The organism is Ellagibacter isourolithinifaciens (assembly GCF_008831035.1).
Classification (GTDB): Bacteria; Actinomycetota; Coriobacteriia; order Coriobacteriales; family Eggerthellaceae; genus Ellagibacter; species Ellagibacter isourolithinifaciens.
In genome coordinates, this window is the sequence record NZ_WAJR01000010.1 from 1 (window position 1) to 23,201 (window position 23,201).

Annotated in this window: 22 protein-coding genes; 4 read left to right on the top strand and 18 right to left on the bottom strand. The window is 66.7% G+C overall.

Going from position 1 to position 23,201, the window contains the following annotated elements; all coding sequences use genetic code 11:
- Positions 1–189 precede the first annotated feature (189 nt).
- From F8C90_RS05375 to cobM, 18 genes are all read right to left on the bottom strand, one after another.
- Complete coding sequence (locus tag F8C90_RS05375) at positions 190–1,509, bottom strand: glycosyltransferase family 2 protein (protein ID WP_158049433.1); 1,320 nt, start codon at positions 1,507–1,509, stop codon at positions 190–192.
- A 742-nt stretch (positions 1,510–2,251) separates the two neighbouring features.
- Positions 2,252–3,025, bottom strand: a complete 774-nt coding sequence (cobK, locus tag F8C90_RS05380) for a precorrin-6A reductase (RefSeq protein ID WP_170264556.1) — start codon at positions 3,023–3,025, stop codon at positions 2,252–2,254.
- Complete coding sequence (locus F8C90_RS10920; RefSeq protein ID WP_170264557.1) at positions 3,022–3,663, bottom strand: precorrin-8X methylmutase; 642 nt, start codon at positions 3,661–3,663, stop codon at positions 3,022–3,024. The genes cobK and F8C90_RS10920 overlap by 4 nt, the downstream gene beginning before the upstream one ends.
- Positions 3,664–4,179 carry a cob(I)yrinic acid a,c-diamide adenosyltransferase gene (locus tag F8C90_RS05390; protein WP_042435541.1) on the bottom strand — a complete coding sequence of 172 codons (516 nt, stop codon included), beginning with the start codon at positions 4,177–4,179 and terminating at the stop codon, positions 3,664–3,666.
- Positions 4,176–5,675 carry a cobyric acid synthase gene (locus F8C90_RS05395; RefSeq protein ID WP_246155797.1) on the bottom strand — a complete coding sequence of 500 codons (1,500 nt, stop codon included), beginning with the start codon at positions 5,673–5,675 and terminating at the stop codon, positions 4,176–4,178. The genes F8C90_RS05390 and F8C90_RS05395 overlap by 4 nt, the downstream gene beginning before the upstream one ends.
- On the bottom strand, positions 5,668–6,891 hold the full coding sequence (locus F8C90_RS05400; RefSeq protein WP_170264558.1) for a pyridoxal phosphate-dependent aminotransferase: 1,224 nt from the start codon (positions 6,889–6,891) through the stop codon (positions 5,668–5,670). The genes F8C90_RS05395 and F8C90_RS05400 overlap by 8 nt, the downstream gene beginning before the upstream one ends.
- Positions 6,888–7,862: an adenosylcobinamide-phosphate synthase CbiB gene (cbiB, locus tag F8C90_RS05405; RefSeq protein WP_158049438.1), complete on the bottom strand. Its 975-nt coding sequence runs from the start codon at positions 7,860–7,862 to the stop codon at positions 6,888–6,890. Before cbiB ends, F8C90_RS05400 begins: the two co-directional genes overlap by 4 nt.
- Positions 7,862–8,863 (bottom strand): histidine phosphatase family protein, encoded by a 1,002-nt coding sequence (locus F8C90_RS05410; RefSeq protein WP_158049439.1) that lies wholly within the window; start codon positions 8,861–8,863, stop codon positions 7,862–7,864. The genes cbiB and F8C90_RS05410 overlap by 1 nt, the downstream gene beginning before the upstream one ends.
- Positions 8,860–9,627: an adenosylcobinamide-GDP ribazoletransferase gene (gene cobS / locus F8C90_RS05415; protein ID WP_170264559.1), complete on the bottom strand. Its 768-nt coding sequence runs from the start codon at positions 9,625–9,627 to the stop codon at positions 8,860–8,862. The genes F8C90_RS05410 and cobS overlap by 4 nt, the downstream gene beginning before the upstream one ends.
- The gene (locus tag F8C90_RS05420) at positions 9,624–10,172 is read right to left on the bottom strand and encodes a bifunctional adenosylcobinamide kinase/adenosylcobinamide-phosphate guanylyltransferase (protein WP_158049441.1); all 549 of its coding nucleotides are present in this window, start codon (positions 10,170–10,172) and stop codon (positions 9,624–9,626) included. The genes cobS and F8C90_RS05420 overlap by 4 nt, the downstream gene beginning before the upstream one ends.
- Complete coding sequence (locus F8C90_RS05425) at positions 10,169–11,311, bottom strand: nicotinate-nucleotide--dimethylbenzimidazole phosphoribosyltransferase (RefSeq protein ID WP_158049442.1); 1,143 nt, start codon at positions 11,309–11,311, stop codon at positions 10,169–10,171. The genes F8C90_RS05420 and F8C90_RS05425 overlap by 4 nt, the downstream gene beginning before the upstream one ends.
- Entirely contained in the window at positions 11,304–12,686 is a 1,383-nt protein-coding gene (locus F8C90_RS05430) for a cobyrinic acid a,c-diamide synthase CobB (RefSeq protein ID WP_211361031.1), read from the bottom strand. The genes F8C90_RS05425 and F8C90_RS05430 overlap by 8 nt, the downstream gene beginning before the upstream one ends.
- Positions 12,683–14,155, bottom strand: coding sequence for a precorrin-6y C5,15-methyltransferase (decarboxylating) subunit CbiE (gene cbiE / locus F8C90_RS05435; RefSeq protein ID WP_158049443.1), 1,473 nt, complete (start codon positions 14,153–14,155; stop codon positions 12,683–12,685). The genes F8C90_RS05430 and cbiE overlap by 4 nt, the downstream gene beginning before the upstream one ends.
- Positions 14,143–14,886 carry a precorrin-3B C(17)-methyltransferase gene (gene cobJ / locus F8C90_RS05440; RefSeq protein WP_158049444.1) on the bottom strand — a complete coding sequence of 248 codons (744 nt, stop codon included), beginning with the start codon at positions 14,884–14,886 and terminating at the stop codon, positions 14,143–14,145. The genes cbiE and cobJ overlap by 13 nt, the downstream gene beginning before the upstream one ends.
- Entirely contained in the window at positions 14,886–15,977 is a 1,092-nt protein-coding gene (locus F8C90_RS05445) for a cobalt-precorrin 5A hydrolase (RefSeq protein WP_246155799.1), read from the bottom strand. Before F8C90_RS05445 ends, cobJ begins: the two co-directional genes overlap by 1 nt.
- Positions 15,978–16,019: 42 nt before the next feature.
- The gene (locus F8C90_RS05450; protein WP_246155801.1) at positions 16,020–16,412 is read right to left on the bottom strand and encodes an SAM-dependent methyltransferase; all 393 of its coding nucleotides are present in this window, start codon (positions 16,410–16,412) and stop codon (positions 16,020–16,022) included.
- Between the two features lie 4 nt (positions 16,413–16,416).
- Positions 16,417–17,601 (bottom strand): cobalt-precorrin-5B (C(1))-methyltransferase CbiD, encoded by a 1,185-nt coding sequence (cbiD, locus tag F8C90_RS05455; protein WP_211361032.1) that lies wholly within the window; start codon positions 17,599–17,601, stop codon positions 16,417–16,419.
- Between the two features lies 1 nt (position 17,602).
- Complete coding sequence (gene cobM, locus F8C90_RS05460; RefSeq protein ID WP_158049447.1) at positions 17,603–18,394, bottom strand: precorrin-4 C(11)-methyltransferase; 792 nt, start codon at positions 18,392–18,394, stop codon at positions 17,603–17,605.
- Between the two features lie 527 nt (positions 18,395–18,921).
- Between cobM and F8C90_RS05465 the strand changes: the two genes are divergently transcribed.
- From F8C90_RS05465 to F8C90_RS05480, 4 genes are all read left to right on the top strand, one after another.
- Positions 18,922–19,848, top strand: a complete 927-nt coding sequence (locus F8C90_RS05465) for a sirohydrochlorin cobaltochelatase (protein ID WP_158049448.1) — start codon at positions 18,922–18,924, stop codon at positions 19,846–19,848.
- A gap of 144 nt (positions 19,849–19,992) precedes the next feature.
- On the top strand, positions 19,993–20,526 hold the full coding sequence (locus F8C90_RS05470) for a hypothetical protein (RefSeq protein ID WP_158049449.1): 534 nt from the start codon (positions 19,993–19,995) through the stop codon (positions 20,524–20,526).
- 4 nt (positions 20,527–20,530) lie between these two features.
- Positions 20,531–22,102 (top strand): ABC transporter substrate-binding protein, encoded by a 1,572-nt coding sequence (locus F8C90_RS05475; RefSeq protein WP_158049450.1) that lies wholly within the window; start codon positions 20,531–20,533, stop codon positions 22,100–22,102.
- Between the two features lie 22 nt (positions 22,103–22,124).
- On the top strand, positions 22,125–23,147 hold the full coding sequence (locus F8C90_RS05480; RefSeq protein WP_158049451.1) for a FecCD family ABC transporter permease: 1,023 nt from the start codon (positions 22,125–22,127) through the stop codon (positions 23,145–23,147).
- Positions 23,148–23,201: the final 54 nt, after the last annotated feature.

The window sequence follows — 23,201 nt, forward strand, 5'->3', positions numbered from 1 at the left end:
GAGCGTCGGTTTGATGACACAACCTGTCGGAAGAAATCATCGGGTGATGATAGAAAGGCCCAAGTCGGGAAAGATTTTCCTGGCTTGGGCCTTCATTGCCTCTTGACAATGTTCTACTCATATTAAACAGAGGGCCCCCTGAGGGACCCCCACTGGAAAACGCGTAATCTGAGAGAAGCTGCCGGCAGCTTACTTCTGCGCGGCGATACCCTGTTGGGCTTCCGAGAACTCCTCGACGTCGACCGAGATGCTGTGCTTGATCGGCTTCCACTGGCACTTCTTCACGAGGGCAACGAGCGCGATGGGCACATACGTCAGCATGAAGAACGGGAAGGTGAACATGTAGAGCACCTTCTTGCGCGTGGGCGCGTGGATGGAATCCCACTCGACGAACGTTGTGAGCACGCCGAAGAGGAACATGAACATGACGTAGTTGAACAGGCAGAAGAAAATCGACGAGATGGAACTCGCAATCATGACGCCCGTCGACATGGCGCCCGTCGCTGCAAGCACGATGATAATCGCGTTGAAGACGACCGACACGATGGTGAGCAGCATGCCAGGAGCGATGGTCATGAGCATGTCGTAGCAGGCGAAGCGGGAACCTTTGGGATTGGTGAAGACGCCCTTCGCAAGGCGCGCGCCGTAGTGCCAAAACACCTGGTAGAAGCCCTTCGCCCAGCGGAAGCGTTGGTTCCAGGAATCGCGGAAGGTAACGGGCTGCTCGTCGTAGAGCACCGCCGTCGGGGTGTAGGCGATGCGAATGCCCTCGAGGATGCTGTTCGCGGAGAACTCGATGTCCTCGGTGAGCAGATGCCATCTCCAGCCGTCATTCTTCTCGATGATGTCCGCCGCGATGAAGAAGCCCGTGCCCGACACCGCGCCGCTCGTGTTAAGCGTGAGGCGTGCCTGGTTCAAAAACTTGGCCTCGCGCAGGAACCACACGGCATAGCCGGCAGAAATCCAGTTGGAGTCGTAGTTCTTGGAGTTGCGGTAGCTCGTGGACGCCTTCGCGCCGTTGTCGAAGGTCTTGTTCATCTCGCGGAAGTAGTTCACGTCGAGCACGTTGTCGGCATCGAAGACGAAATACGCCTCGTAGCCTCGGTCGGCATACTGGCTGCGGATGATCTTGAAGCCGTAATCGAGCGCATAACCTTTGCCAACCTGTTCGGTGTTGAAGCGCTTGAACACAATCGCGCCCGCCTCGCGCGCCACATCGGCGGTGTTGTCGGTGCAGTTGTCGGCGATGACGAACACGTCGATCAGCTCTGTCGGGTAGTTCTGCACCTTGATGGAGTGGATCAAGTCGCCGATGACCGCGCTTTCGTTGCGGGCAGAAACGACGACAGCGTATCGGTGGTTCTTTTTCGCGACAAGCTGCTTCGGCTTGCGTGAAAGCACGACAAGCACGTAGTAGAGCTGATAGGTATAGCAAATGGTAAACGTGATGAAGACGCAGAAGTTGAAGATATCCACAAACGATATCTGCGAGAAGAATTGGTCGAGCACCAGCCCTGCCCCTTACAACTTGTGGCCGCCCGCGCACGGGCGAACTTTGACTTCGCCGCATCCGTCCGCGGCACTTCCGTTCAAACTTTCTGGATTATAGCGGCCTTGAGCGGTTTTGTGCATCTCACGAGGGAAAGCTGTAGCCGAAACGCCCTTTTCGGGCAATAAAAGGGCAGCTTGCACACCTTGGGTGCACAGCATCTTCATATTAACGAGGGATTGCTTGCGGGCGCACAGCATGTTTTGCTGCACACTGCCGCAACGCCGAGCAGGGGAAAACGTAACCGCACGATTACATTTTGGGAGAACGTGACAAGTAGCATTTTCGCACATCAGATCGAGAAAATCACGACTGAAAAATGACTATCTCATTAGGTATCATACTTTTCGAGGAGAGGAGTTTCCTAAACATACAAGGGCAAAAGCCGCGCCCACACCAATAGCCGAAACGCCTCTCGAATCGGGCGCCGGACCGATCATCCGGCGCCCGCTTTCATTTTGGCCTCGATGAGCCCAAGCTCGCAGGATTGCCATCAAGCTCGAACAGGGGTGATGTCCTCACGACCACTGGGCCCGAACGCGGATCACTGATAGAAGCGCAACACGCCGCGGGGCACGCCGCGCGACCACATGCTGTGCACGTCCACCGGCCCATACGCGTCGATGATCATGTCGTTGCCCAGATAGATTGCCACATGACACCCCCCACGCGGGCGGGAGGGCGCGCAGGCGCGGCGAGCGCCTAGCGCGTGAACTCCCGTAAGAGCGCGTCTTCCACTTCCCGAAGCGAAAGGGCCCCGCCTCCCTCGGCGGGACGGGCGACCACGATGCAGCGCGCTCCCACGTCGCGCGCGGCGGCGAGCTTCTCGGCCGTGCCGCCTACGGTTCCCGAGTCCTTGGTCACAAGCCACTGGGCGCCCACCTGCCGAAGCATCGCCTCGTTGAGCTCGCGGGTGAAGGGCCCCTGCATGCCGATGACGTGCGACGGCGAAAACCCCGCGTCGATGCACTTCGTTATAGCGCCGGGCAGCGGGAGCACACGCACGAAGAAGCGCTCCGCGAAATCGGCGACGCGCGTGTAGGGAGCAAGCTCCTTGCTCCCCGTCGTGAGAAGCGCGCGACCCGGGTTCTCGGAGAGAAAGCGCGCCGCGCAGGCGATCGACGCGACCGACACGACGCCTTTGGGCAGCGCCCCGGCCGGGCGCGCAAGGCGCAGGCATCGTGCACCCACGGCGAGCGAAGCGGCCCGGATGTTGCCGCTTGCGAGCGTAGCGAAGGGGTGCGTGGCGTCGACGACGATGCGCGCGCCGGAAAGCTCGCGCTCCATGTCGGCCTCGTCGAGCCTGCCCGCATGCACCTCGATGCCCGGAAGCTCGCCCAAAAGCTCGCCTCCGTACTCGGTTGCCGCGTAGGCACGGGCGGGGATGCCCGCCCCGCTCGCCCATTCGCACAGAAGGCGGCCCTCGGTGGTGCCGGCGAAGATGCGCAGCGCCGGCGCGGATGCGGGCGCCGTCACTTCGGGCCGCCTGGGCGCGTGATCTGGTAGAGCAGCGCGTTCATAATGGCGGCCGCCACGGTCGAGCCGCCCTTGCGACCCCTCGCGACGATGGCCGGCACGCGTCGCGCGAGTAGCTCCTCTTTCGCCTCGACCACGTTCACAAACCCGACCGGCACCCCAACGACGAGCGCGGGCGCGATCTTCCCCGCGTCCATGAGCTCGGCGAGGCGCAGAAGTGCTGTGGGAGCGTTGCCGACGGCCACGATGAGCGGACCTTCGATGCAGCAAGCTTTGTCCATGCTCGCAACGGCGCGAGTCGTGCCCGCGGCGCGCGCAGCCGCGGCGACATCAGGGTCGGCCATGTAGCACACGGCCTTGCAGCCGAGCTTTGCGAGCGCGGGCTTGCTTATGCCTGCGAGCGCCATGTTCGTGTCGGTGAGCACCGTGGCCCCTGCGCGCAGTGCGTCGAGCGCACAATGCGCGGCGTCATGGGTGAACACGAGGGAATCGGCGTACGAGAAGTCGGCAGTGGTGTGGATGACGCGCTTCACGACGGGCTCTTCGAGCGGCGGGAACGTGCGGCCGCCGAGCTCTTCGGTGATGATCTCGAAGCTGCGCCGCTCGATGTCGCCGGGCGCCATCTCCTTGGAATCCATCTAGTACTCCACTCCTTCCCTTGCACATATCCCCTGCTCGTAGGGGTGTTTCTCGCACCGCATCTCGGTTATGTAGTCGGCCTTCTCCACGATCTTGCGGGAAGGCGCGCGCCCGGTGAGCGCTACTTCGACGCCGCGCGCGGACATATCGAGCGCGCGGTCCACGAGCGCCTCGTCGACAAGCCCCTTCGAAAGCGCGTCGAGCGCCTCGTCGAGCACGAGCAGCCCCTCCTGCGCGCCCTCGAGCTCGGCGAGCGCGGAAGCGAGGTTCCCATCGTGCAGCTCGCACGTCGCGGCAAGTTCTTCCGACGTCATCGACCAGGTAAACTTGTCCGACGCCTTCCCCGCGAACACGGGCACGCCGAAATGCTCGGCGAGCAGGCGCGCCTCCCCGCTTTCGCCGTCTTTCAGGAACTGCACGACGACGACGCGGCGGCCTGCGGCGAGCATGCGGAGGGCGAGGCCCATCGCCGCCGTGGTCTTGCCTTTGCCGTCGCCATGATACACGTGGATCATACGCCCTCCTCGATGATGCGGTAGACATACTCCATGTCGAGCGCCCCACGCACGGCGTCGGCCAGGCGGTCGAACTCGCGCGCACGGTGATCGGCTGCGGACGCCGCGCCCGCAGCACCCACGACGCTCTCGGGCAGGCCGCGCATGCGCGCGAGCGAGCGCGCGAGGGCGAGCGCCACCCCCGGTTCGTCGAACAGGCCGTGGAGATAGGTTCCGAACACGTTTCCGCAGGCCGCGCCTTCTGGTTTGCCGCCAATCGTGCCCGCAGGGGCGCAGGAGACGGTCGTTTCGCCGTCGTGAATCTCGTACCCGCGCGCCGTCATGCCGTTCCACACCGAGAACGCGCCTTGGGCGCCCGTGATGCGCAGCTCCGACTGGGCGAGGCGCTTTTCCTCCTTGAACACCGTACTTGCGGGGATGAGCCCGAGCCCGCGCGCGGTGCCAGCGCCTTCCCTGCCGTGCGGGTCGGAAAGCTCGTCTCCCAAAAGCTGGTAGCCTCCGCATATGCCGAGCACCGGCGTGCCCGCGCCCGAAAGCGCGCGTACACAGGCTCCGATGCCGCTAGCCGCAAGCCAGCGCGCGTCGTCGAGCGTGGTCTTCGAGCCGGGGAGCACCACCAGGTCGGGTCGGCCCAGATCGGTCGTCGAGGAAACGTAGCGCACGCCCACGCCGGGCACGCGCGAAAGCGGGTCGAAGTCGGTGAAGTTCGACAGATGCGGAAGGCGCACGACGGCGACGTCGATGACGCCGCGCGCCTCGCGGGCAGATAGGCGCGGCGCGAGCGAGTCCTCGTCGTCCAGGTCGAGCGTAAGATACGGCACGACCCCCACGACGGGAACCCCGCACATCTTCTCGAGCGGGGCCAAACCCGGGCGCAGGATTTCCACATCGCCGCGGAACTTGTTCACCACAAGCCCCCGCAAAAGCGCGCGGTCCTCGGGCGCAAGGAGCGCGACCGTGCCGTAGAGCTGGGCAAACACCCCGCCTGGGTCGATGTCGCCCGCGAGCAGCACGGGGGAGGACACGGCGCGCGCGAGCCCCATGTTGACGATGTCGTTTTCGGCGAGGTTGATTTCGGCGGGGCTGCCGGCGCCCTCGATGACGATGACGTCGTTTTCCTCCGCGAGCGAATCGAACGCCTCCAAAATCTGCGGCATGAGCGCCTTCTTTCGCGCGAAGTAGTCCCTCGCAGCGAAGGCTCCCTGCGCCTTGCCGGCCACGATGAGCTGGCTTCGGTGATCGCTTTCGGGCTTGAGCAGGATGGGGTTCATGCGCACGTCGGGCGCGATGCCGCACGCCTCGGCCTGCATGATCTGGGCGCGCCCCATCTCGAGCCCGTCGGCCGTGACACCGCTGTTGAGCGCCATGTTCTGGCTCTTGAAGGGAGTCACGCGCAGGCCGTCCTGCGAAAGCACGCGGCACAGCCCCGCCGCAAGCAAGCTCTTCCCCGCGTTCGACATGGTGCCCTGGATCATGATGGGCTTCGCCCTACCCACGGGTATCGACCTCCTTCGCCGAGCCTCGGCCATCCGCGCCCGCCATAGCGCCGCTGCAAGAAGCGCCGCCCCGTTCGTCGGGTTCGCCTTCGCCCGATGCGCCTTCCGCCCGAAGCGCGCGGCTGAACGCCATCGCAAGCCGGGCGTTCTCCTTGCGCGTGCGCACCGCGACGCGGCACCAGAAACGGGACAGTACCGAAAACGAGTCGCACGTGCGGACCAAAACCCCCTGATTATACAGGCGCTCGGGGATGTCTTTCGCCGGCGTGCGGACTAAAAGGAAGTTCGCATCCGACGGCACGACGGAAAGCCCGAGCGAGGAGAGCTCGTGGGAAAGCCACGCTCGCTCGCCCGCCAATACATCGCGCGTGCGCGAGACGTATTCGGCGTCTTCCAGGGCGGCGATGCCCGCGGCCTCGGCGACCGAGGAGACGGGCCACGCCTGCCCCGCCCGGCGAATCCCCTCGATGAGTTGGGCGTTTCCGCTGATCAGATATCCCAACCGCAACCCCGCCATTCCGTAGAGCTTGGTGAACGCGGAGAGCACGGCCACATGGCGCGAACACGCGGCGCGTGCGGCCACGCTCCTTTCGCGGGCGTCGGGCGCAAATCCGAGAAAGCACTCGTCCACGACGAGCAGCGCGCCCGCCTGCTCGCAGCGGCAAGCCGCGGCATCGATCACGCGGGGGTCGACGAGGCGCCCCGTCGGGTTGTTCGGATTGCAGAGGTACGCCACGTCTCCCGGCCCCTCGATCGCGCGGGCGAAGGAGGCGGGCACGTCGAAGTCGTCCGCTTCGGAGAGCGGGAACTCCTGCACGCATGCGCCGTAGTACGATGCCGCCTCCGCATATTCAGAGAACGTCGGCGCACACACGACGATGCGTTTCGGGCGCACCGCCGCGGCGAGCCGCCAGATGATGTCGGATGCGCCCGCGCCGCAGACGATAGTATCTTCGGGAATGCCCTGGGCGCGCGCTAGGGCGCGAACGAGGGCGAGGCTTTCCCTATCGGGGTAGGCGTCGATTCGAGAAAGCGCCTTGCGAGCTGCGGCGACGGCGCGCGGCGAGGGGCCTGCCGGATTCACGTTCACCGAGAAGTCAATGAGGTCGGAGGCGCCCCCTTCGCAAGCGATGCCGAGCGATTGCGCGCTGCCCCCATGCGCACGGGCGCGTAGGATTCCCCTGGCAGCCCGGGGCGCGGCGTGATCTTCCCTCATGCCATCGCCCCCACGGCGAGCACGACCGCCGCGCGCGCGGCGCCGAAGACGACGAGCGCGCATACGGACGCGGCGAGCATGAGCCTTGTCGCCCGGGCGATGTCGCCCCACTCGATTTCGCGGGACGCGTCGCCTATCGTCGGTTTCTCAACGAGTTTGCCGAAATACACCGCGGGTCCTGCCAGGCGCAGCCCGAGCGCGCCCGCGCACGCTGACTCGGTCTGCGCCGCGTTCGGGCTTGCATGGCGACGCCTGTCGCGGCGCCAGATGCGCGCCGCCCCGCGCGCGTCGAGCCCGACGATCGGGCACACGGCGATCATGAGCAGGGCCGATAAGCGCGAGGGAATCCAGTTCACCGCATCGTCGAGGCGCGCCGAGGCGCAGCCGAAGTCGATGTAGCGCTCGTTTTTGTAGCCCACCATGCTGTCGAGCGTGTTCACCGCCTTGTACGCCATGCCCAAGGGCGCACCCCCAATCATAAGGTAGAAAAGCGGCGCGATGACGCCGTCGCTCGCGTTCTCCGCCACCGTTTCCACGGCGGCGCGCGCGACGCCCTGCTCGTCGAGAACAGACGTGTCGCGTCCCACGATGCGCCCGACGGCTTCGCGCGCCGCGACAAGGCCGCCCTTCGAGAACGCGCGGGCCACGGCCAGGCTCTGGCGGCGCAGCTCGCATGCCGCGAGAATCTGATAGCTCGCCCATGCCTCGGCCACGAAGCGCAAGCCGGAGTGAACCATGCCGCAAAAATGCAGGATTCCCCAGGTCAAAAGCCCACACGCAAGCGGAAGCGCCACGGCGAGCACAAGCCCCGCGGCGCGCGTGCCCGCGGACGTTTGCGGGAATGCGCCCCGCAGGCGGCCTTCGGCCCACGTGGTCGCGCGCCCCATGGCGACGACGGGATGGGGAAGCCAGCGCGGGTCGCCGAAGGCAAGGTCGGCCGCGAACCCGGCGGCGACGGCAAGAATCGTCATCACCGGGCATCGCCCCCCGAAGCGGGGCGAACGTCGCGAAGGCAGCGCCCATCCCAGGTGGCGGCCCATGCGCCGCCCGGCTCGGTATGCACGTCGAAGTATCCCATTTTCGGGACAGCTAGCTCGGAGAGCAGCGCTTTCACGGTACCCGCGTGAACGACGAAGACGGCGCGCCCACTCCCCTGGGCGCGCTCCGATTCGCACGCCTCCCGAAACGCCGCGACGACGCGGCGGGTGAAATCGCTCTTGCCCTCGCCATGCGGGCAGCGCGTCTCGCACCAGGAGTCTACCCAGGCGCGGTAGCGCGCATCCTCTTTAAGCTCGGCGGCGCTTCGCCCCTCGAAGTCGCCGAAATCCATCTCGCGCAGACCGGGGCACGCCATAAGCTCCGCGTTCGGGAAGAGGATGCGCGCCGTCTGGTCGGTGCGGGCCATGCCGCTCGTGATAACACGAAACACGTCACGATCGCACGCGAGGTCGCGCAAAGCGCGCTCGCCCGCACTCGACAGGGGCTCGTCGGTGCCCGCCCCGCTGTAGCGATGGTCTTCCGTGCCCGCCGTGGCACCATGGCGCACGAAGACGATTTCCAAAGGCGCGCCCGCGCCCTGCGTCCCTCGAGGCGCATCAGCAAGGTTTCCTTTGATGACCTGGGGAATCCCGCACGTCATGCGCACGACGACGTCGGCGCGCGCAGCGAGCGCGCATCCCAGGCGCCCCGCGCGCTCGCGCCATTGGGCGTCTTCCGCACGCATGGGGACGACCCCCGAGCCGACCAAGGGCAGAATCACTGCGTCGAAGCCGATCAGCCGCTCGAGCGCCCGGTCAGCGTCGAGCGCGCGTACGAGTTCCTCAGCACGGTACGCAACGCGGCCGGCAAAAGCCGCGGGCACGCCGCCCTCCGCAAGCTGCGCCGCGTCGACGAAATCGTCCGCCGCGAACCCGAGCTTTTCGCGCACGAAGGTCCTCTTCCCCGAATGTACGCCACCTACCACGAGCATCATAGGAGCATGCCCCCCGCCACCAGCACGGCAAGCATCGCGAGCTCGGCCCATTGCAGAAACCATCCGGCCAAATCCCCCGTCACCCCGCCGAAGCGGGACAGGGCAACATGGCGGTACCACGCGAGCGCCAAAAGCCCCGCCACCGCCATAAGGGCGCCGACGGCCTGAGCGCACGCGACCATCCCTGCAGCCGACGCCGCAGCGAAAGCGCAAAGCGGCACGACGATCGCCGCGCGCTTCTTCGCAGGCGAGAGCCCCACGGCCATGCCGTCCGCCCGCGCGGCGGGCCAGCATTCAACGGCGAGCCCCGAAAGCGCGCGGGAGAACACGAGCGAGCACAGAAGCGCGAGGAACGCTCCCGCCGTAAGCGGCAGCGCGGTGAACAGGGAAAACTGCAGAATAAGGTACACGACAACACCGATGACCCCGAAGGCGCCCGCCCGCGGGTCGTGCATGATCTCGAGCTTTCGCTCGCGCGGGGCCCAGCTTGCAAGCGCATCGGAGGTGTCGCAGAGCCCGTCTAGGTGGATGCCTCCCGTCACCGCCACAGGCAGCGCCACGAGCACGGCCGCGACGATGGTCGCGGGCACGCCGAGCAGGTTCGCCACGTGCCCCCACGCCGTCATGAGGAAGCCTTCCGCAAGGCCCACCAGGGGAAACGCGGCAAGCGCATGGGTTAACCCGAAATCGGTCCAGGCCGATTTCGGGACGGGGATGCGCGAGAACGTGCCGAACGCCGCGCCGATCGCCTCCGCTATCTTCACCTTGTAGGTCCTTCGCCTTTCATCCACACGGGAATCCCGCATACCACTTCGACTGCGCGGTCGGCCAGCGCCGCCACGCCCGCGTTCACGCGCGCGAGCGCGCGCCTCCATGCCTCGGCCCCCTCATCGTAGCGCATCCCATCGGCGAACACGTCGACGGTGACCACCACCGTATACGCAGCGGCCTGAGCGAGCCGTTCGATGCCTCCGAGCACCTCGCGCGCCGCAGCGTCGGGGTCACGTGGGGACAAGCCGCCTTCCGCGAAGAGCTCGTTCGCAACCAGGTTGCCCACGTCCTCCAAAAGAAGCGTGCAGCCGCGCGGAAGCCCGGGCACTGCGGCGCCCACGTCACGCGTGCGCTCGAGGGTGGAAAACCCCTTGCCCTCGCGCAGCGCCCGATGGCGCGCGATGCGGCGGGCGCCCTCTTCCCCGAAGGGCTCCATCGTTGCCAGGTACACGCGGGGGCCGTCGTGCCCGAGGCACAGGGACTCGGCGTAGGCGCTCTTGCCGCTCGCGGCGGCGCCGATGACGAGCGTCACCGTCATTTCCCGGCCTCGAAATGCTCGTAAGCAGCCATGCCAGTCGCCGTGAACGTCTTCCCATCCCGGTACACGCGCAGCGCCGAATCCAGAAGGGGCAGATACGCCATGGCGCCCGCGCCCTCGCCCAAGTGCATGCCTGCGTCGAGGGGTACCTTTATGCCGAGCTCGCGAAGGAGCTCCTGGCTTGCGGGTTCGCTTGATGCGTGGGTGCCCACGAGGTAGCCCAAGGCGTTGGGGCACAGGCGCGCTGCGCACAGGGCCGCCGTGCAGGATATGACCCCGTCGAGGAGCGCCGGCGCCTTCGAGGCCGCGGCCCCCAGGTAGAAGCCGCACATCGCCGCGATGTCGAAGCCGCCCACCTTCGAGAGCACGTCGATCGGGTCGGCGGGATCGGGCGAGTTCGCGTCGATAGCGCGCTCGACCACGTCGCGCTTGCGCGCGAGCGAGGCGTCCGAGAGCCCCGCGCCGCACCCGACGAGGCTCCGCGCGTCCGCCCGGAGGAGCACTGCGGCCACCGCCGCCGAGGTGGTCGTGTTGCCGATGCCCATCTCGCCCGCGGCGAGAAGGCGCACGCCGGCGCGGGCAAGCCCGCACGCGACGGCGATTCCGACCTCGATCGCGCGCACGGCCCCATCGCGAGACATAGCGGGGCCGTGCGCGATGTTGCCGCTCCCCCGCCGCACGTTCGCGCGCACCATGCGCGCGTCTTCTATGCCCCGGGCCATACCCACGTCGACGGGCACGACCTCGGCACCCGCGAACGCCGCCATGCGGCAGGCGCTCGTGGCCCCCTCGCACATGTTGCGCGCGACGGCTCGCGTCACGTCTTGCCCGCTTTGCGACACGCCTTCGGCAACGACCCCGTTGTCGGAGAAGAATACCGCGAGCGCACGGGGAAACTCGGCCACCTCGGCGCTCCCCTGAGCTGCGGCGATACACGCGACGGCGTCCTCAAAGTCGCCCAATCCCCCCAAGGGGTGCGCGATGGAGTCCCACGCGGCGTACGCGGCGGCGCGGGCGCACTCGTCTGCGGGCGCAATCCGGGAGAGCGCGGCTTCGAGCACGGCGCCCGGCGCCGACGAGAACGCGCGCTCGACTTCCTCGCGGATGCAGGCAAGCGCGGTTTCGGTTGCTTCAGCCATGCCGTCTCCTCTCTGCGAACGACGCTGCGGCAGACGCGAACGCGCGCGCAACGTCGGGGTTCGCAGGATAGTACACATGCGGGAAGCCCGCCACCAGGGACGGGGTGGTCGTCATGCACGGCCAGCCCTTGTCGCGCCGGGGCTTCTGCGCCCAGAAGTCGCCGCCCGGGCAGGTGGACTGCCAGTAGTGGAACTCGTGCGCGCGGATGCGTGTGCCGCGCGGCCCGTAGAGCCCGTCGCGTTGGGAAGTGAGCTCCACGTACCCGAAATGGGACAGCCTTCCCCCGTTCTCGCTTGCGCCCTCAAGGGCGCCCGCAACAGGCCAGCGCCGCCCCTCGCTATCGGCGATTTCGCGCTGCAGGTACAGAAACCCACCGCATTCGGCGACCGTCGGCATGCCGGATTCCACCGCGCGCCGCACCGCCTCGCGCATCGGCGCGTTCTCGGAGAGCTCCCGCGCATGGAGCTCCGGGTAGCCGCCCCCCAGATAGAGGGCGCTTGTCCCCCGGGGCAACTCGCTATCACACAGGGGGCTGAAAAAGGCCAGTTCGCAACCCAGGTCCTCGAGCGCGCGCAAGTTCTCCTCGTAGTAGAACGAGAACGCCTCGTCACGCGCGACGGCGACGATGGGCCGCGCTCCCGCGATCGGCTCCAACCGGTAAGGTTCCTCGCGGATATCGGGTGCCGTCGCCGCTATTTCGAGCAAGCGGTCGACGTCGACGCTCTTTTCCACCAGCTCGGCCATCTTGTCGATGCGCGCGGAGAGCTGCTCGACCTCGTCGGCGGTCACAAGCCCCAGATGCCGGCTTTCGAGCGAGAACGCCTCGTCGGCGGGGATATTCCCCAAAACCGCGACGCCCGTGTGCTTCTCGATCGCAGGCGCCGCGTAGGCGCAGGCAGCGGTGTTCGTCTTGTTCAGCACGACGCCGCGCACGTTCGCGCAAGGCAGGAACTCGGCGATGCCGCGGATTACGGCGGCGAGCGATAAAGACGCCCCGCGCCCGTTCACCACTAAAACGACCGGCGTTTCCGTGTCGCGCGCAACCTGGTAGCTGCTCGCGTCGGCCACGCCGGGCGCCATGCCGTCGTAGAAGCCCATGACCCCCTCGAGCACCGCGACATCCGCGCCCGCGGCGCCGCGTGCGAGCAGGGCGCGCAGCGTCGGGGCGTCGGTGAAGAAGCCGTCTAAGTTGCCCGAGCGCGCGCCCACGACGCGGCGATGAAAGAGCGGGTCAATGTAGTCGGGGCCGCATTTGAAGGCCGCGCATGCAAGGCCGCGGCGCGCGAGCGCGCGCAGGAGCGCGCACGTTACGACCGTCTTGCCGCTCCCGCTCGAGGGCGCAGCGACCATGAAGTGCGGGATGGACGTGCTCACCGGGCGCCGCCTTCCCCACCTGCGGCGTTGCAGTTAGCAAGCGAGACCACCTCAACGAATGGGTTCCCCTCGGCAGAGGGGTCCTCCCCGACAGGCGACTCAGCAAGCGCTCCGACTTCGGCAAGCTCCTCGGCATCCGCGCCCGCACCACGCGCGCTGACGAGGAACACGGGGTTTTGCGCCTTCATAAGATGGTGCGAGCCTACAGCCTCGGCGCGAGCGGCCGACACCTGGCACGCCTCGAACCCCTTAAAGCGCGAACCCGAGAGGAGCGCGCACGCCTCGGTGAGCGTCTCAACGGTGACGCATGGCACGCACAGGCGAACCTGCGAGTTCTTCTCGAGCGCCGCCTCCACGATGGAGGGAAGCTCGCCCGCGCTCCCGCCGACGAACACGGCGTCGGGGGCGGGCAGTTTCGCGAGCGCTTCGGGGGCGACACCGGGGACCGCATGCACGTTGCCGCACCCGAATGCATCCGCGTTCTCTCGGATGAGCCGCACGCCGGCCGCGTTGCGCTCGACCGCCCATACCGACCCCGCTCGCGCGACGAGCGCCGCCTCGATCGACACGCTCCCCGTGCCGGCGCCGACGTCCCACACGGTGTCGGTCGCGGTAAGGCGCAGCTTCGCGAGCGCGACGGCGCGCACCTCCTGCTTGGTCATAGGAACGTCGCCGCGGATGAAGAGCTCGTCGGGAATGCCCGAGGAAGCGTACGGCCAGCGGGAGCTCGCGGCGCGGGATGCGCCCGCAGAGTCCGCCGCGGAAGAAGCCGCCGCGGGCGCAGACGCGCCGGCCGGCGCCTCGGAGGCTGCGCTAGAGCCCGCGGGCGACCCGGCGCCGCCTGCGAACTCGATAAGCATCACGTTCAAGTCGTCGAACGTCTGACCTGCGATTTCAATTGCGGTCGCGCAGGTGATGCGCTCGTCGGGGTACGACAGGCGCTCGGCCACCGTCACGCGCGCGTCCCCGAAGCCCGCCTGCACAAGCTCGCCCGAAAGCCGCGAGGGGTCTTCCCCACCCGACGTGGCGAGGAAGAGCTCACCTGCGCGCTCGGCCTCGGCCACGATGTCGCACGCCACGCCGTGAGCGCTCGCGAAGCGCCAATCCTGCCAGGGACGCGCGAGGCGCGCGGCGAGATACGACGCTGAGCTTATGCCGGGAATGACGCGCACGTCCACCTGCGCGTCGCCGGAGAGCGCCTCCACCAGGCGGCGCGCGCCGCTGAACAGCCCCACATCGCCCGTCATCACGACCGCGGCGCGCTGCCACGACGCCGCATCGGTGAGCGCGGCGACGATGTCCGCCGTCTTCACGAGCTCGCATCTCACCACGTCGGGCGGCACATCGATGCCGGCAAGCGCGCGATGGGCGCCGATGACCACGTCGGCGATGTCGATCGCGTCGAGCGCCGCGCGCGAGAGCAAGTCGGGGTTTCCGGGCCCCGCCCCGATGATCGCTACCTTTCGCATGGAATCTCCCGATACCCGCGCGGCGTGACCATACGGCCGCCTACGCGCTTCGTGTCCGCGTTGCCGACGAACACGGTGGTGAACATGTCGGCGTCGAACTCCCCCAGCTCGGAGAGCCTGCACATGCCCGACTGCTGCCCCTCGCGCCCGATGTTGCGTACCCAGCCGCAGAGCGTGTCGGGGGCCTTCCATTCGAGCATAATCTTCGCCGCGCGCGAGAGCCTGTCGGCGCGCTTTCTGCTGCGCGGGTTGTACAAACAGATGCAGAAGTCGGCGCTCGCCACGGCGGTGAGCCTGCGCTCGATGACCTCCCACGGCGTGAGCAGGTCGGAGAGCGACACGACCGCGAAGTCGTGGGCAAGCGGGGCGCCGAGCACCGCCGACCCGCTCTGAGCCGCGGTGGCCCCGGCGATAACTTCCACGTCTACATCGGGGTAGTCCTCCGCAAGCTCCAGCACGGGGCTCGCCATGCCGTACACGCCCGCGTCACCGCTGCACACGAGCGCCACGGCTTCTCCGCTCTGCGCGCGCGAAAGCGCCAGGCGGCACCGTTCGACCTCGTGCATCATCGGCGTCGCGAGATGCGCCGCGTCGGGCACGGCGGCGAGCGCGAGCTCCACGTATTTCGTGTACCCCACAACGATGTCGGCCGCCTCGAGCGCGCGCCGGGCCGCAATCGTCATGCCGTCGGGGCCGCCCGGGCCGATCCCCACCACGAAGAGCTTTCCCATCACCGCTCCTTAAACGAAAGTTCGATGGTTACCTTGGAAAACGCGACGGTCACGCCGCCGTGAGCGAGCTTCGGGAAGATAAGTTTGCCCCCGTCCGCGAGCGCCGCGCGCTCGCACACGTTGTCGACCCCCACCGTCGCGCGCACGAAATCAGATGGCGAAACGCTGCCTTCGACCTGCGACAACTCCTCTGCGGAATACGTCGCAAGCGGGATATTGCGCGCGCGGCAGAAGGCGAGCAGACCCTCCTCGTGCGCCTTCACGTCGATCGTCGCCGCCTCGCGCACGGCCGAAGGCGAGATACCCGCCTGCCCGCACGCGAGAAGAAACGCCTCCTCGATCGCTTCGGCGCACGCACCGCGACGGCACCCTATGCCCGCAACGATGCAGGGCACGACAAGGCGAAGTGGCTCGGGCGCAGGTGCCTGTGCCCGCACGCCCGCCGGCTTCCCCGTCTCACCGGCGGGCACGACCTCGCCCGTTGTCTCCGCCGCGCGAACGGACGCACCTGCATTCGCGCCAGCGAACGGCGACACGACGATATCGGTCCGAGCTCGGTCGGACGCAATGTCAACCCCCTCAGGCGGCTGTCCCGAAATCGGCATGTCGGAATAGAGCGCCACGCGCCCGCCCGAAAGCAGCCGCGCCGACACTCGCTTGATGGCCTCGGGATTCGAAACGGCGAGCCCCGCACAGCGCGCCCACGTATCCACCGCCCACACGCCGCGGACGTCGGTCGCCGTGGTGATGACGGGGATGGCCCCTGCCGCGCGTGCCACAGTTTGCGCAAGCTCGTTCGCACCGCCCAAATGCCCCGACAAAAGCGGGACGGCAAAGCGCCCCGCCTCGTCGATCACCACAACCGCGGGATCGTTTGCCTTCGAGGCGACATGCGGCGCGATCGCCCGCACGGCGATGCCCGCCGCGCCCACGAACAGAATCGCGTCCGACGCTTCCCACGCGAGCGTCGTCCATGCGCGCAGGTCGGCCTTCCCCTCGCCGAACCCGCACGAAACGGAAACGTCCCAGCTAGGGTCATCTTCACCTGTCTGCGCGCAATCGGAAAGCGCGCGTGCGGTGCGCTCCGCCAACGCATACCCCCTCTCAGTGAACGCTATGCAGGAAACCCTCATCTAGCGCACCACCATCGTCGAGAAGTAGCTGCCCCGATCGGGCACATCGTCGAGCGAGCGGTACACGCGCTCGCCCGGAAGCCCACAGTCCTCTACGAGCTCGGCACCGTCGAAGGCGCCCTCCTCGCGAAGGATGCGCTTCGTGTCCGCAAGCGAGCGGCGCGCCTTCATGACCACCTTCGTCCCCGGCCAGCCGATTGCGCGGCGCACGTCGTCGTAGCCGCCGGGCACGATGTGCAGAGGCGACGACATCTCGGGCGTGAGGTCGAGCGCGACCATGACCCCGTCCGCCGTCTGCGGTGCGGCGATGACCGGACACGATTCGATTGTGCGGACGGCCTTGACCGTGAGCAGCTCGGGGTCGCCAGGCCCCGTGCCCACCCCGTACAGCACGCCTTTACTCATACGTCGCCCCCAATTCCCCGATAACTGCATCGGCGCCCGACGTGCGGAAAAGCTCGCGGCGCTCGGCGTCGAACACGACCGCGGCGATGTCGCATGCGCCCGCCGCGCGGCGGCGCAACCTGTCCTCGATTGCCGCAGCGAGCGAGGCGCGCACAGCGTCCCCCACGCCGGCGGCCTCGATTACCTCGAGCGCCGCCGTGGTCGTGACCGACGACATGATCTCGCGCACGGTCTTCGCGCCCGCGCCGGCCAAGGCCGCGTGGGCGGCCAGAATCTCCGCGCGGCAGTCGGCGGTACGCGAATGGGTGTCCATGATGCCGCCCGCGACCTTCACCAGCTTGCCGATGTGTCCCACAAGAAGGACATTGGTAAATCCCTCGCGAACGCAGCAATCGATCGCATCGCCCACGAAGTTGGAGATGACGACCACCGGCGCACCGTTTAGGTGGAAATGCCCCGAGATGAACTGCTCGCCGTAGTTGCCGGGCGTGAGCACGACTCCGCGCCGCCCCATAGCCGCATGCTGCCGGATCTCGAGCTCGATGCTGTCGCGCAAGGCAGCGAGGCTGCGCGGCTCGACGATGCCCGTCGTGCCCAGGATGGAGATGCCGTCCTCTATCCCCAGGTGCGGGTTGAAGGTCTTTTCGGCAAGGGCAACACCCTCGGGTACCGAAATCGTCACAGCAATATTTCCAGAAAAGCCGTGCGCGGCGCACACCTCGCGCACCGCCGAAGTGATCATCGCGCGCGGCGTCGCGTTGATGGCGGCCGCCCCCACCGGCTGCTCGAGCCCGGGCAACGTCACGCGCCCCACGCCCACGCCGCCATCGACGGAAACTTCCGATTCGCGCGCGGGCGCGCCCTTGCTGCCCGCAGCGCCCGTGCCCGACCCCGCATGTTCCACGCGCGCGTACACGAGCACGCCGTCGGTCACATCGGCATCGTCGCCTGCGTCCTTTCGCACGGCGCACTGGGCGCACCCCTCGCCGATGCATGCGTCGACCACGTCCGCCTCGACGGGCAGCCCGCCGGGGGTGACGATCGACACGCGGCCGACGGGCTTTCGTGACAAGAGCATCTCGCAGGCCGCCTTCGCCGCGAGCGCGGCGCAACTCCCCGTGGTGTAACCGCAGCGCAGGCGGGTCGTCCCGGTATATATGTAGTGCTCGAAGGCCACGCTAGCTGCTCGCCTTCCGATACCCCGTGGCAAACGAAGGGTCGTAAAGCTTGCTGCGCTCGTACGACTCCGCTTGCGCGCCGTCGTGCGCAAGCCCGCCGCGAGCTCCGAGCACGCGGCCCACCACCACGAGCGCCGTGCGGTCGATGCCCTCTCGCGCGCCCGCATCGGCGAGCGTGCCCACTGTGCAGCGCACCACGCGCTCCTCAGGCCAGGTCGCCTTGTACACGAGCGCCGCCGGCTCGTCGGAGCTGCGGCCCGCGGCCAAAAGCTCGGCGGAAAGCTCGGCGAGCATACCCGAGCTCAGGAAGATGACCATAGTCGAGCCGCTTTCCGCCATGGTGCGCATGCCCTCGCCCGCGGGCATGGAGGTGCGCCCGGAAAGCCGCGTGATCACGACCGACTGGCTGATTCCCGGCAGCGTGTATTCCTGGCGAAGCGCCGCCGCGGCACCGCAAAAGCTCGACACGCCGGGCACCACCTCGTAGTCCACGCCGCGCGCGTCGAGCGCGTCCATCTGCTCCTGGATGGCGCCGTACAGGCACGGGTCGCCCGTGTGCAGGCGCACCACTTCCTCGCCCCGCGCATCCGCCGCGCACATCACGTCGAGCACTTCCTCCAAGGTCATGTGCGCGCTGTCGTAGACGACGCAGGATTCCTTGCACTCGGCGAGCAGCTCGGGGTTCACAAGGCTCCCCGCCCAAACGACCACGTCGGCCGCGCGCAGAAGACGCGCCCCGCGCAGCGTGATAAGGTCGGCGGCGCCCGAACCTGCGCCAACGATATGGATCATCCGAGCCTTCCTTTCCCGTTTCTCATCGCAACCGTTTACGCCGCCCTTCGCGCAGCAGGCAAAACACGGCGCCCGCAGCGGCAATCGGCGCAAATACGTAGGCAGGAGGCGCAATGCCGCCCGCCCTGGCTTTGACACGCCCACAAGCGCCCACTATCATAGTAACAGTTTCGGCAACGAGCATATGACAATCGAATAAAAGGAAACGACCGGCGCGGCGCCCGCACAGCCCGCGCTGGCTTGCGGAGGGAACCAGGTGGGAATCCTGGGCAAGGGACATTACTGTGTAGGACGCGCGGGCGAACCGCCTCGCGCCCCAAGCCAGACTGCTTCGCCTTTTCCTCACGGCATCGCCGTGGCGTTAGCTCCTTGTGAACCCCGAGGAGTGCGCTTCCCTTTCGAATGAGCCGGCCGCAGCCGGCAAGAAACAGGCGCGCTATCCCTTTGCGGACGAGCGCGCTTTTCTTTCGCTTGTGCCGATAAGCAACTGTCGCCGGGGGACCGGCAAACCGAGGAAAGGGAAAACCATGTCCGACCAGATGTCACGCCGCGGCTTCATGGGCGCCGCAGCAACCGGAGCCATCGCGCTCGCCGGAGTCGCGCTCGCGGGCTGCTCCAGCACCTCCGCGAGTTCCGAGAAATCGAGCGAAAAGGAGAAGGCCGTGAAGCCGGTCATCCTCGTCACGAGCTTCGGCACGAGCTACAACGACTCGCGCCACATCACCATCGGCGCCATCGAAGACGCTATCCGCGAGAAGTACTGGCAGGACTACGACATCCGCCGCGCCTTCACCGCGCAGATCATCATCGACAAGCTGAAGAAGCGCGACGGCATCACGATCGACAACATGACCGAGGCGCTCGACCGCTGCGTGGAAGACGGCGTGAAGGAAATCATCGTGCAGCCGACGCATCTCATGGCTGGCCTGGAATACGCCGACGTGAAAGACGAGCTCGACAAGTACGCCGACAAGTTCGACAAGATCTCGCTCGGCGACCCGCTGCTCACCTCCGACGACGACTACAAGAAGGTGGCCGCAGCCATTAAGGAGAACATGGCGTCCTTCGACGACGGCAAGACGGCGCTGTGCCTCATGGGCCACGGCACCGAAGCCGATTCCAACGCCGACTATGCCAAGATGCAGGAAGTGTTCAAGAACGAGGGCTTGACGCAGTTCTTCGTCGGCACCGTCGAGGCTGAACCGACCTGCGAGGATGTTATCGCCGCCGCGAGCGCCGCAGGCTACAAGAAGGCCGTGCTCGCGCCGTTCATGGTGGTCGCGGGCGACCACGCGAACAACGACATGGCAGACGAGACCGACCCCGACAGCTGGGCTGCGAAGTTCGTGGCCGCCGGCTTCGAAGTGACGTGCCTGCTCCAGGGTCTGGGACAGAACGTCGCGGTCGACGACATCTACGTCTCGCACGTGGACGACGCCATCGCCAAGCTGTAAACTCGCCGCGCACGGGGGCGCCGGTCGCGTCCCCGTGCAACGGGCATGCGCCTTCCCCGACCGACGGCGCATGCCCGTTGCATTCGCATCCCGCCCGCCCACCGCACGGCGCGGGCGGGCGAGCCGATTGAAAGGAACCCCTCCATGTTGAAGAAAACCCTCGCCTTCGCCCTGTCGGCGGCGCTTTGCGCGTTCTCGCTCGCCGGCTGCGCCGGAAATTCAAGCGACAGCGCAAAGGCAAGCGATGCCGATTCCCAGGAAAAGACCGAACAGGCGGCCGATGCGCCCGAGGGCGCAAGCGCTGCCCCCATCACCGCCGACAAGGTGGCCGACGGCACCTATTCGATCACCGTAGATTCCAGCTCGAACATGTTCAAGATTGTGGACGCCCAGCTCATCGCGGAAAACGGCTCCATGCACTGCGTGATGACGCTTTCCGGCACGGGCTACGGCAAGCTCTTCATGGGCACGGGCGACGAGGCTGCCGCCGCGAGCGAGGCCGACTTCATCCCCTATGTGGAAAACGCGGAAGGCAAGTACACCTACGACGTGCCCGTTGAAGCGCTCGACGAGGACACCGCCTGCGCCGCGTGGAGCATTAAAAAGGAACGGTGGTACGACCGCACGCTCGTGTTCGAATCCGCCGGCGTCGATCTGCGCGCCGACGCGCTGAAGTAACGCCATGCGGTCGATTCTTCCCAAGGGGGAAAGCAGGAAGCGCCGCAGCATCGCGGCGCGCGCGATCGCCTGCGTTCTCGTCGCCCTGCTCGCGCTTCCCTTCGCGGGGTGCAGTGCGAGCCCGAACGCGACCGGTGGCACGGCGGGCTCTCAGGAATACACTGTGAGCGTCTCGCTTTCCGGCGGGTCAGGGCGCGCAAGCATCGCCTCACCCACCACAATTGTGAAGGATGGCGACACCTACACCGCGACCATCACCTGGTCGAGTTCGAACTACGACAAGATGACCGCCGACGGCGTGGACTACGCGCCCGTAAACGACGGCGGCAACTCCACGTTCGAGATACCCGTCACGCTCGACGAGGACATCGCCGTGTCGGCCGAGACCGTCGCCATGTCGACGCCGCACACCATCGACTACACGCTCTACTTCGACTCATCCACCATGAAGGAGAAATCGGGCGACGATGCAAGCGGCGGCTCCCCTGCGGGAACGGCTCCAAGCGCCGCGGCCGACTTCCACAACGCCGATTTGGGCTGCGGCTGGGAGCCGACGGGGGCGCTTCAGCTTGAATACGCCGAGCACTTCACTGTCGACGAGTTCGAAGGCGGCCTGCGGCTTATCTGCGTTTCGAACGGAGAGCGCTTCCTCGTGGTACCGCAAGATGCGAAGGTACCTGATGGGTTGAGCTCCGACATCGCGGTCATAAGGCGCCCCGCCGACAAGGTGTACCTCGTGTCGTCGGCGACGATGTGCCTGGTCGACGCGCTCGATGCGAACGACAATATCCTCATGTCGGGCACGAAGGCCGACGATTGCTCGGTCGCGGGCTTCAAAAGCGCGCTCGAAAGTGGGGCAATCGCCTACGGCGGCAAGTACAGCGCGCCCGACTACGAGCGAATATCGGCCTCGGGCTGCACGCTCGCCATCGAGAACGCCATGATCAACCACACGCCCGATGTGAAGGAAAAGCTGCAGAAGCTCGGGCTCGTCGTGCTCACCGAACAGTCGTCGAGCGAGCCCGAAGCACTCGGGCGCGTCGAGTGGATTAAGCTTTTCGGCGTCCTGTTCGACAAGGAAGACGAGGCTGCGCACCTGTTCAACGAGCAGAAGGCCCGCGTCGAGCAAACGTCGGGGCTCGCGTCGTCAGGTAAAACCGTGGCGTATTTCTACATTAACTCGAACGGGGCCGCCGTCACGCGGCGGGCGGGCGACTACGTGGCGCAGATGATCGAGCTTGCGGGCGGCAGCTACGCGCTCGATGACGCGCAGACGGCGTCGACGTCAGGTTCGTCAGTAACGCTCGAAATGGAGCGCTTCTACGCGACGGCGAAGGATGCCGACATCATCGTCTACAACGGCACCATCGACGAATCGGTTGCCACCTTGAACGACTTCGTAGGCAAAAACGCGCTATTGTCGCAGTTCAAAGCCGTGAAGAACGGCAACGTCTGGGTCACAAGCGCCGACATGTACCAGCAGATGACTTCTACCGCCGACATTATCGACGAGCTGCACGGGGCGTTCACCGGCGATGACGCGAGCGACTTCCATTATCTGAGGAAGCTCGGCTAGCGCCATGAGAAGCCGGCTTTCCATGGCATACGACGAATCGGGGCGCGCCGCGCGGTGTCGCGTCGTGACGGCGCTGCTCGCTGTTGCCCTCATCGTGCTCGTCGGGGCCAACCTGTGCATCGGGAGCGTGCTCGTGCCCGCAGACCACATCCCCGGCATCCTTTCGGGCGGCGCGGCCGATTCCATGGAAAGCCAGGTCATCTGGGAGATTCGCCTGCCGCGCGTGCTTTCAGCCGTGCTTCTCGGCGGGGCACTTTCGCTCTCCGGGTTCCTGCTGCAGACGTTTTTCAACAACCCCATCGCCGACCCGTTCATCTTGGGCGTCTCCTCGGGCGCAAAGTTCGTCGTCGCGCTTACGATGATCGTACTTCTGGGCGCGAACCAGGCCATGTCCTCGCCGGCCATGGTGGCCGCAGCGTTTCTGGGCTCGCTTATCACCATCGGCTTCGTGCTCCTCATCGCACGGCGCATAAGTTCCATGGCCATGCTCATCGTGGCGGGCGTCATGGTGGGATACATCTGCTCGGCGGCGACGAACTTCCTCATCGCCTTCGCCGACGATCAGTCCATCGTGAACCTGCACAACTGGTCTTTGGGTAGCTTCTCGGGTTCGAGCTGGGACGACGTCGCGGTCATCGCGGTCGTGGTGATCACCGTGAGCGCATGCGTATTCGCGATATCGAAGCCCCTTTCCGCCTTCCAGCTGGGAGAAGCCTACGCGAAAAGCGTCGGCGTGAACGTCGCACGCTTCCGCGTGGTGCTCGTCCTTCTAGCGAGCATGCTCTCCGCCTGCGTGACCGCGTTCGCTGGCCCGGTGTCGTTCGTAGGCATCGCGGTTCCGCATCTCGTGAAGTCGGCGCTGAAGTCGTCGAAGCCCATCCGCGTGATTCCTGCGTGCTTCTTGGGAGGCGCCATCTTCTGCGCGGGCTGCGATTTGATCGCGCGCACGCTGTTCTCTCCCGTCGAGCTTTCCATCAGCGCCGTCACCGCCATCTTCGGCGCGCCGGTGGTTATCGCGCTCATGTTGAAGAAGCGGGTGAGGTAGATGGGGGAATTCGTGCCGCGGCCCAAAACGCTCGGAGGGGGCGTTCCATGCTCA

Excerpts from the sequence above, each read along its gene's own strand:
- F8C90_RS05475 (WP_158049450.1), top strand. The coding sequence starts at position 20,531 with ATGCGGTCGATTCTTCCCAAGGGGGAAAGCAGGAAGCGCCGCAGCATC.
- F8C90_RS05480 (WP_158049451.1), top strand. The coding sequence starts at position 22,125 with ATGGCATACGACGAATCGGGGCGCGCCGCGCGGTGTCGCGTCGTGACG.
- F8C90_RS05400 (WP_170264558.1), bottom strand. The coding sequence starts at position 6,891 with ATGAGGGAAGATCACGCCGCGCCCCGGGCTGCCAGGGGAATCCTACGC.
- F8C90_RS05425 (WP_158049442.1), bottom strand. The coding sequence starts at position 11,311 with ATGGCTGAAGCAACCGAAACCGCGCTTGCCTGCATCCGCGAGGAAGTC.
- F8C90_RS05410 (WP_158049439.1), bottom strand. The coding sequence starts at position 8,863 with ATGATGCTCGTGGTAGGTGGCGTACATTCGGGGAAGAGGACCTTCGTG.
- F8C90_RS05470 (WP_158049449.1), top strand. The coding sequence starts at position 19,993 with ATGTTGAAGAAAACCCTCGCCTTCGCCCTGTCGGCGGCGCTTTGCGCG.
- F8C90_RS05420 (WP_158049441.1), bottom strand. The coding sequence starts at position 10,172 with ATGACGGTGACGCTCGTCATCGGCGCCGCCGCGAGCGGCAAGAGCGCC.
- cbiB (WP_158049438.1), bottom strand. The coding sequence starts at position 7,862 with ATGACGATTCTTGCCGTCGCCGCCGGGTTCGCGGCCGACCTTGCCTTC.
- cobM (WP_158049447.1), bottom strand. The coding sequence starts at position 18,394 with ATGATCCATATCGTTGGCGCAGGTTCGGGCGCCGCCGACCTTATCACG.
- cbiE (WP_158049443.1), bottom strand. The coding sequence starts at position 14,155 with ATGCGAAAGGTAGCGATCATCGGGGCGGGGCCCGGAAACCCCGACTTG.
- F8C90_RS05465 (WP_158049448.1), top strand. The coding sequence starts at position 18,922 with ATGTCCGACCAGATGTCACGCCGCGGCTTCATGGGCGCCGCAGCAACC.
- F8C90_RS10920 (WP_170264557.1), bottom strand. The coding sequence starts at position 3,663 with ATGGATTCCAAGGAGATGGCGCCCGGCGACATCGAGCGGCGCAGCTTC.
- F8C90_RS05390 (WP_042435541.1), bottom strand. The coding sequence starts at position 4,179 with ATGATCCACGTGTATCATGGCGACGGCAAAGGCAAGACCACGGCGGCG.
- cobJ (WP_158049444.1), bottom strand. The coding sequence starts at position 14,886 with ATGGGAAAGCTCTTCGTGGTGGGGATCGGCCCGGGCGGCCCCGACGGC.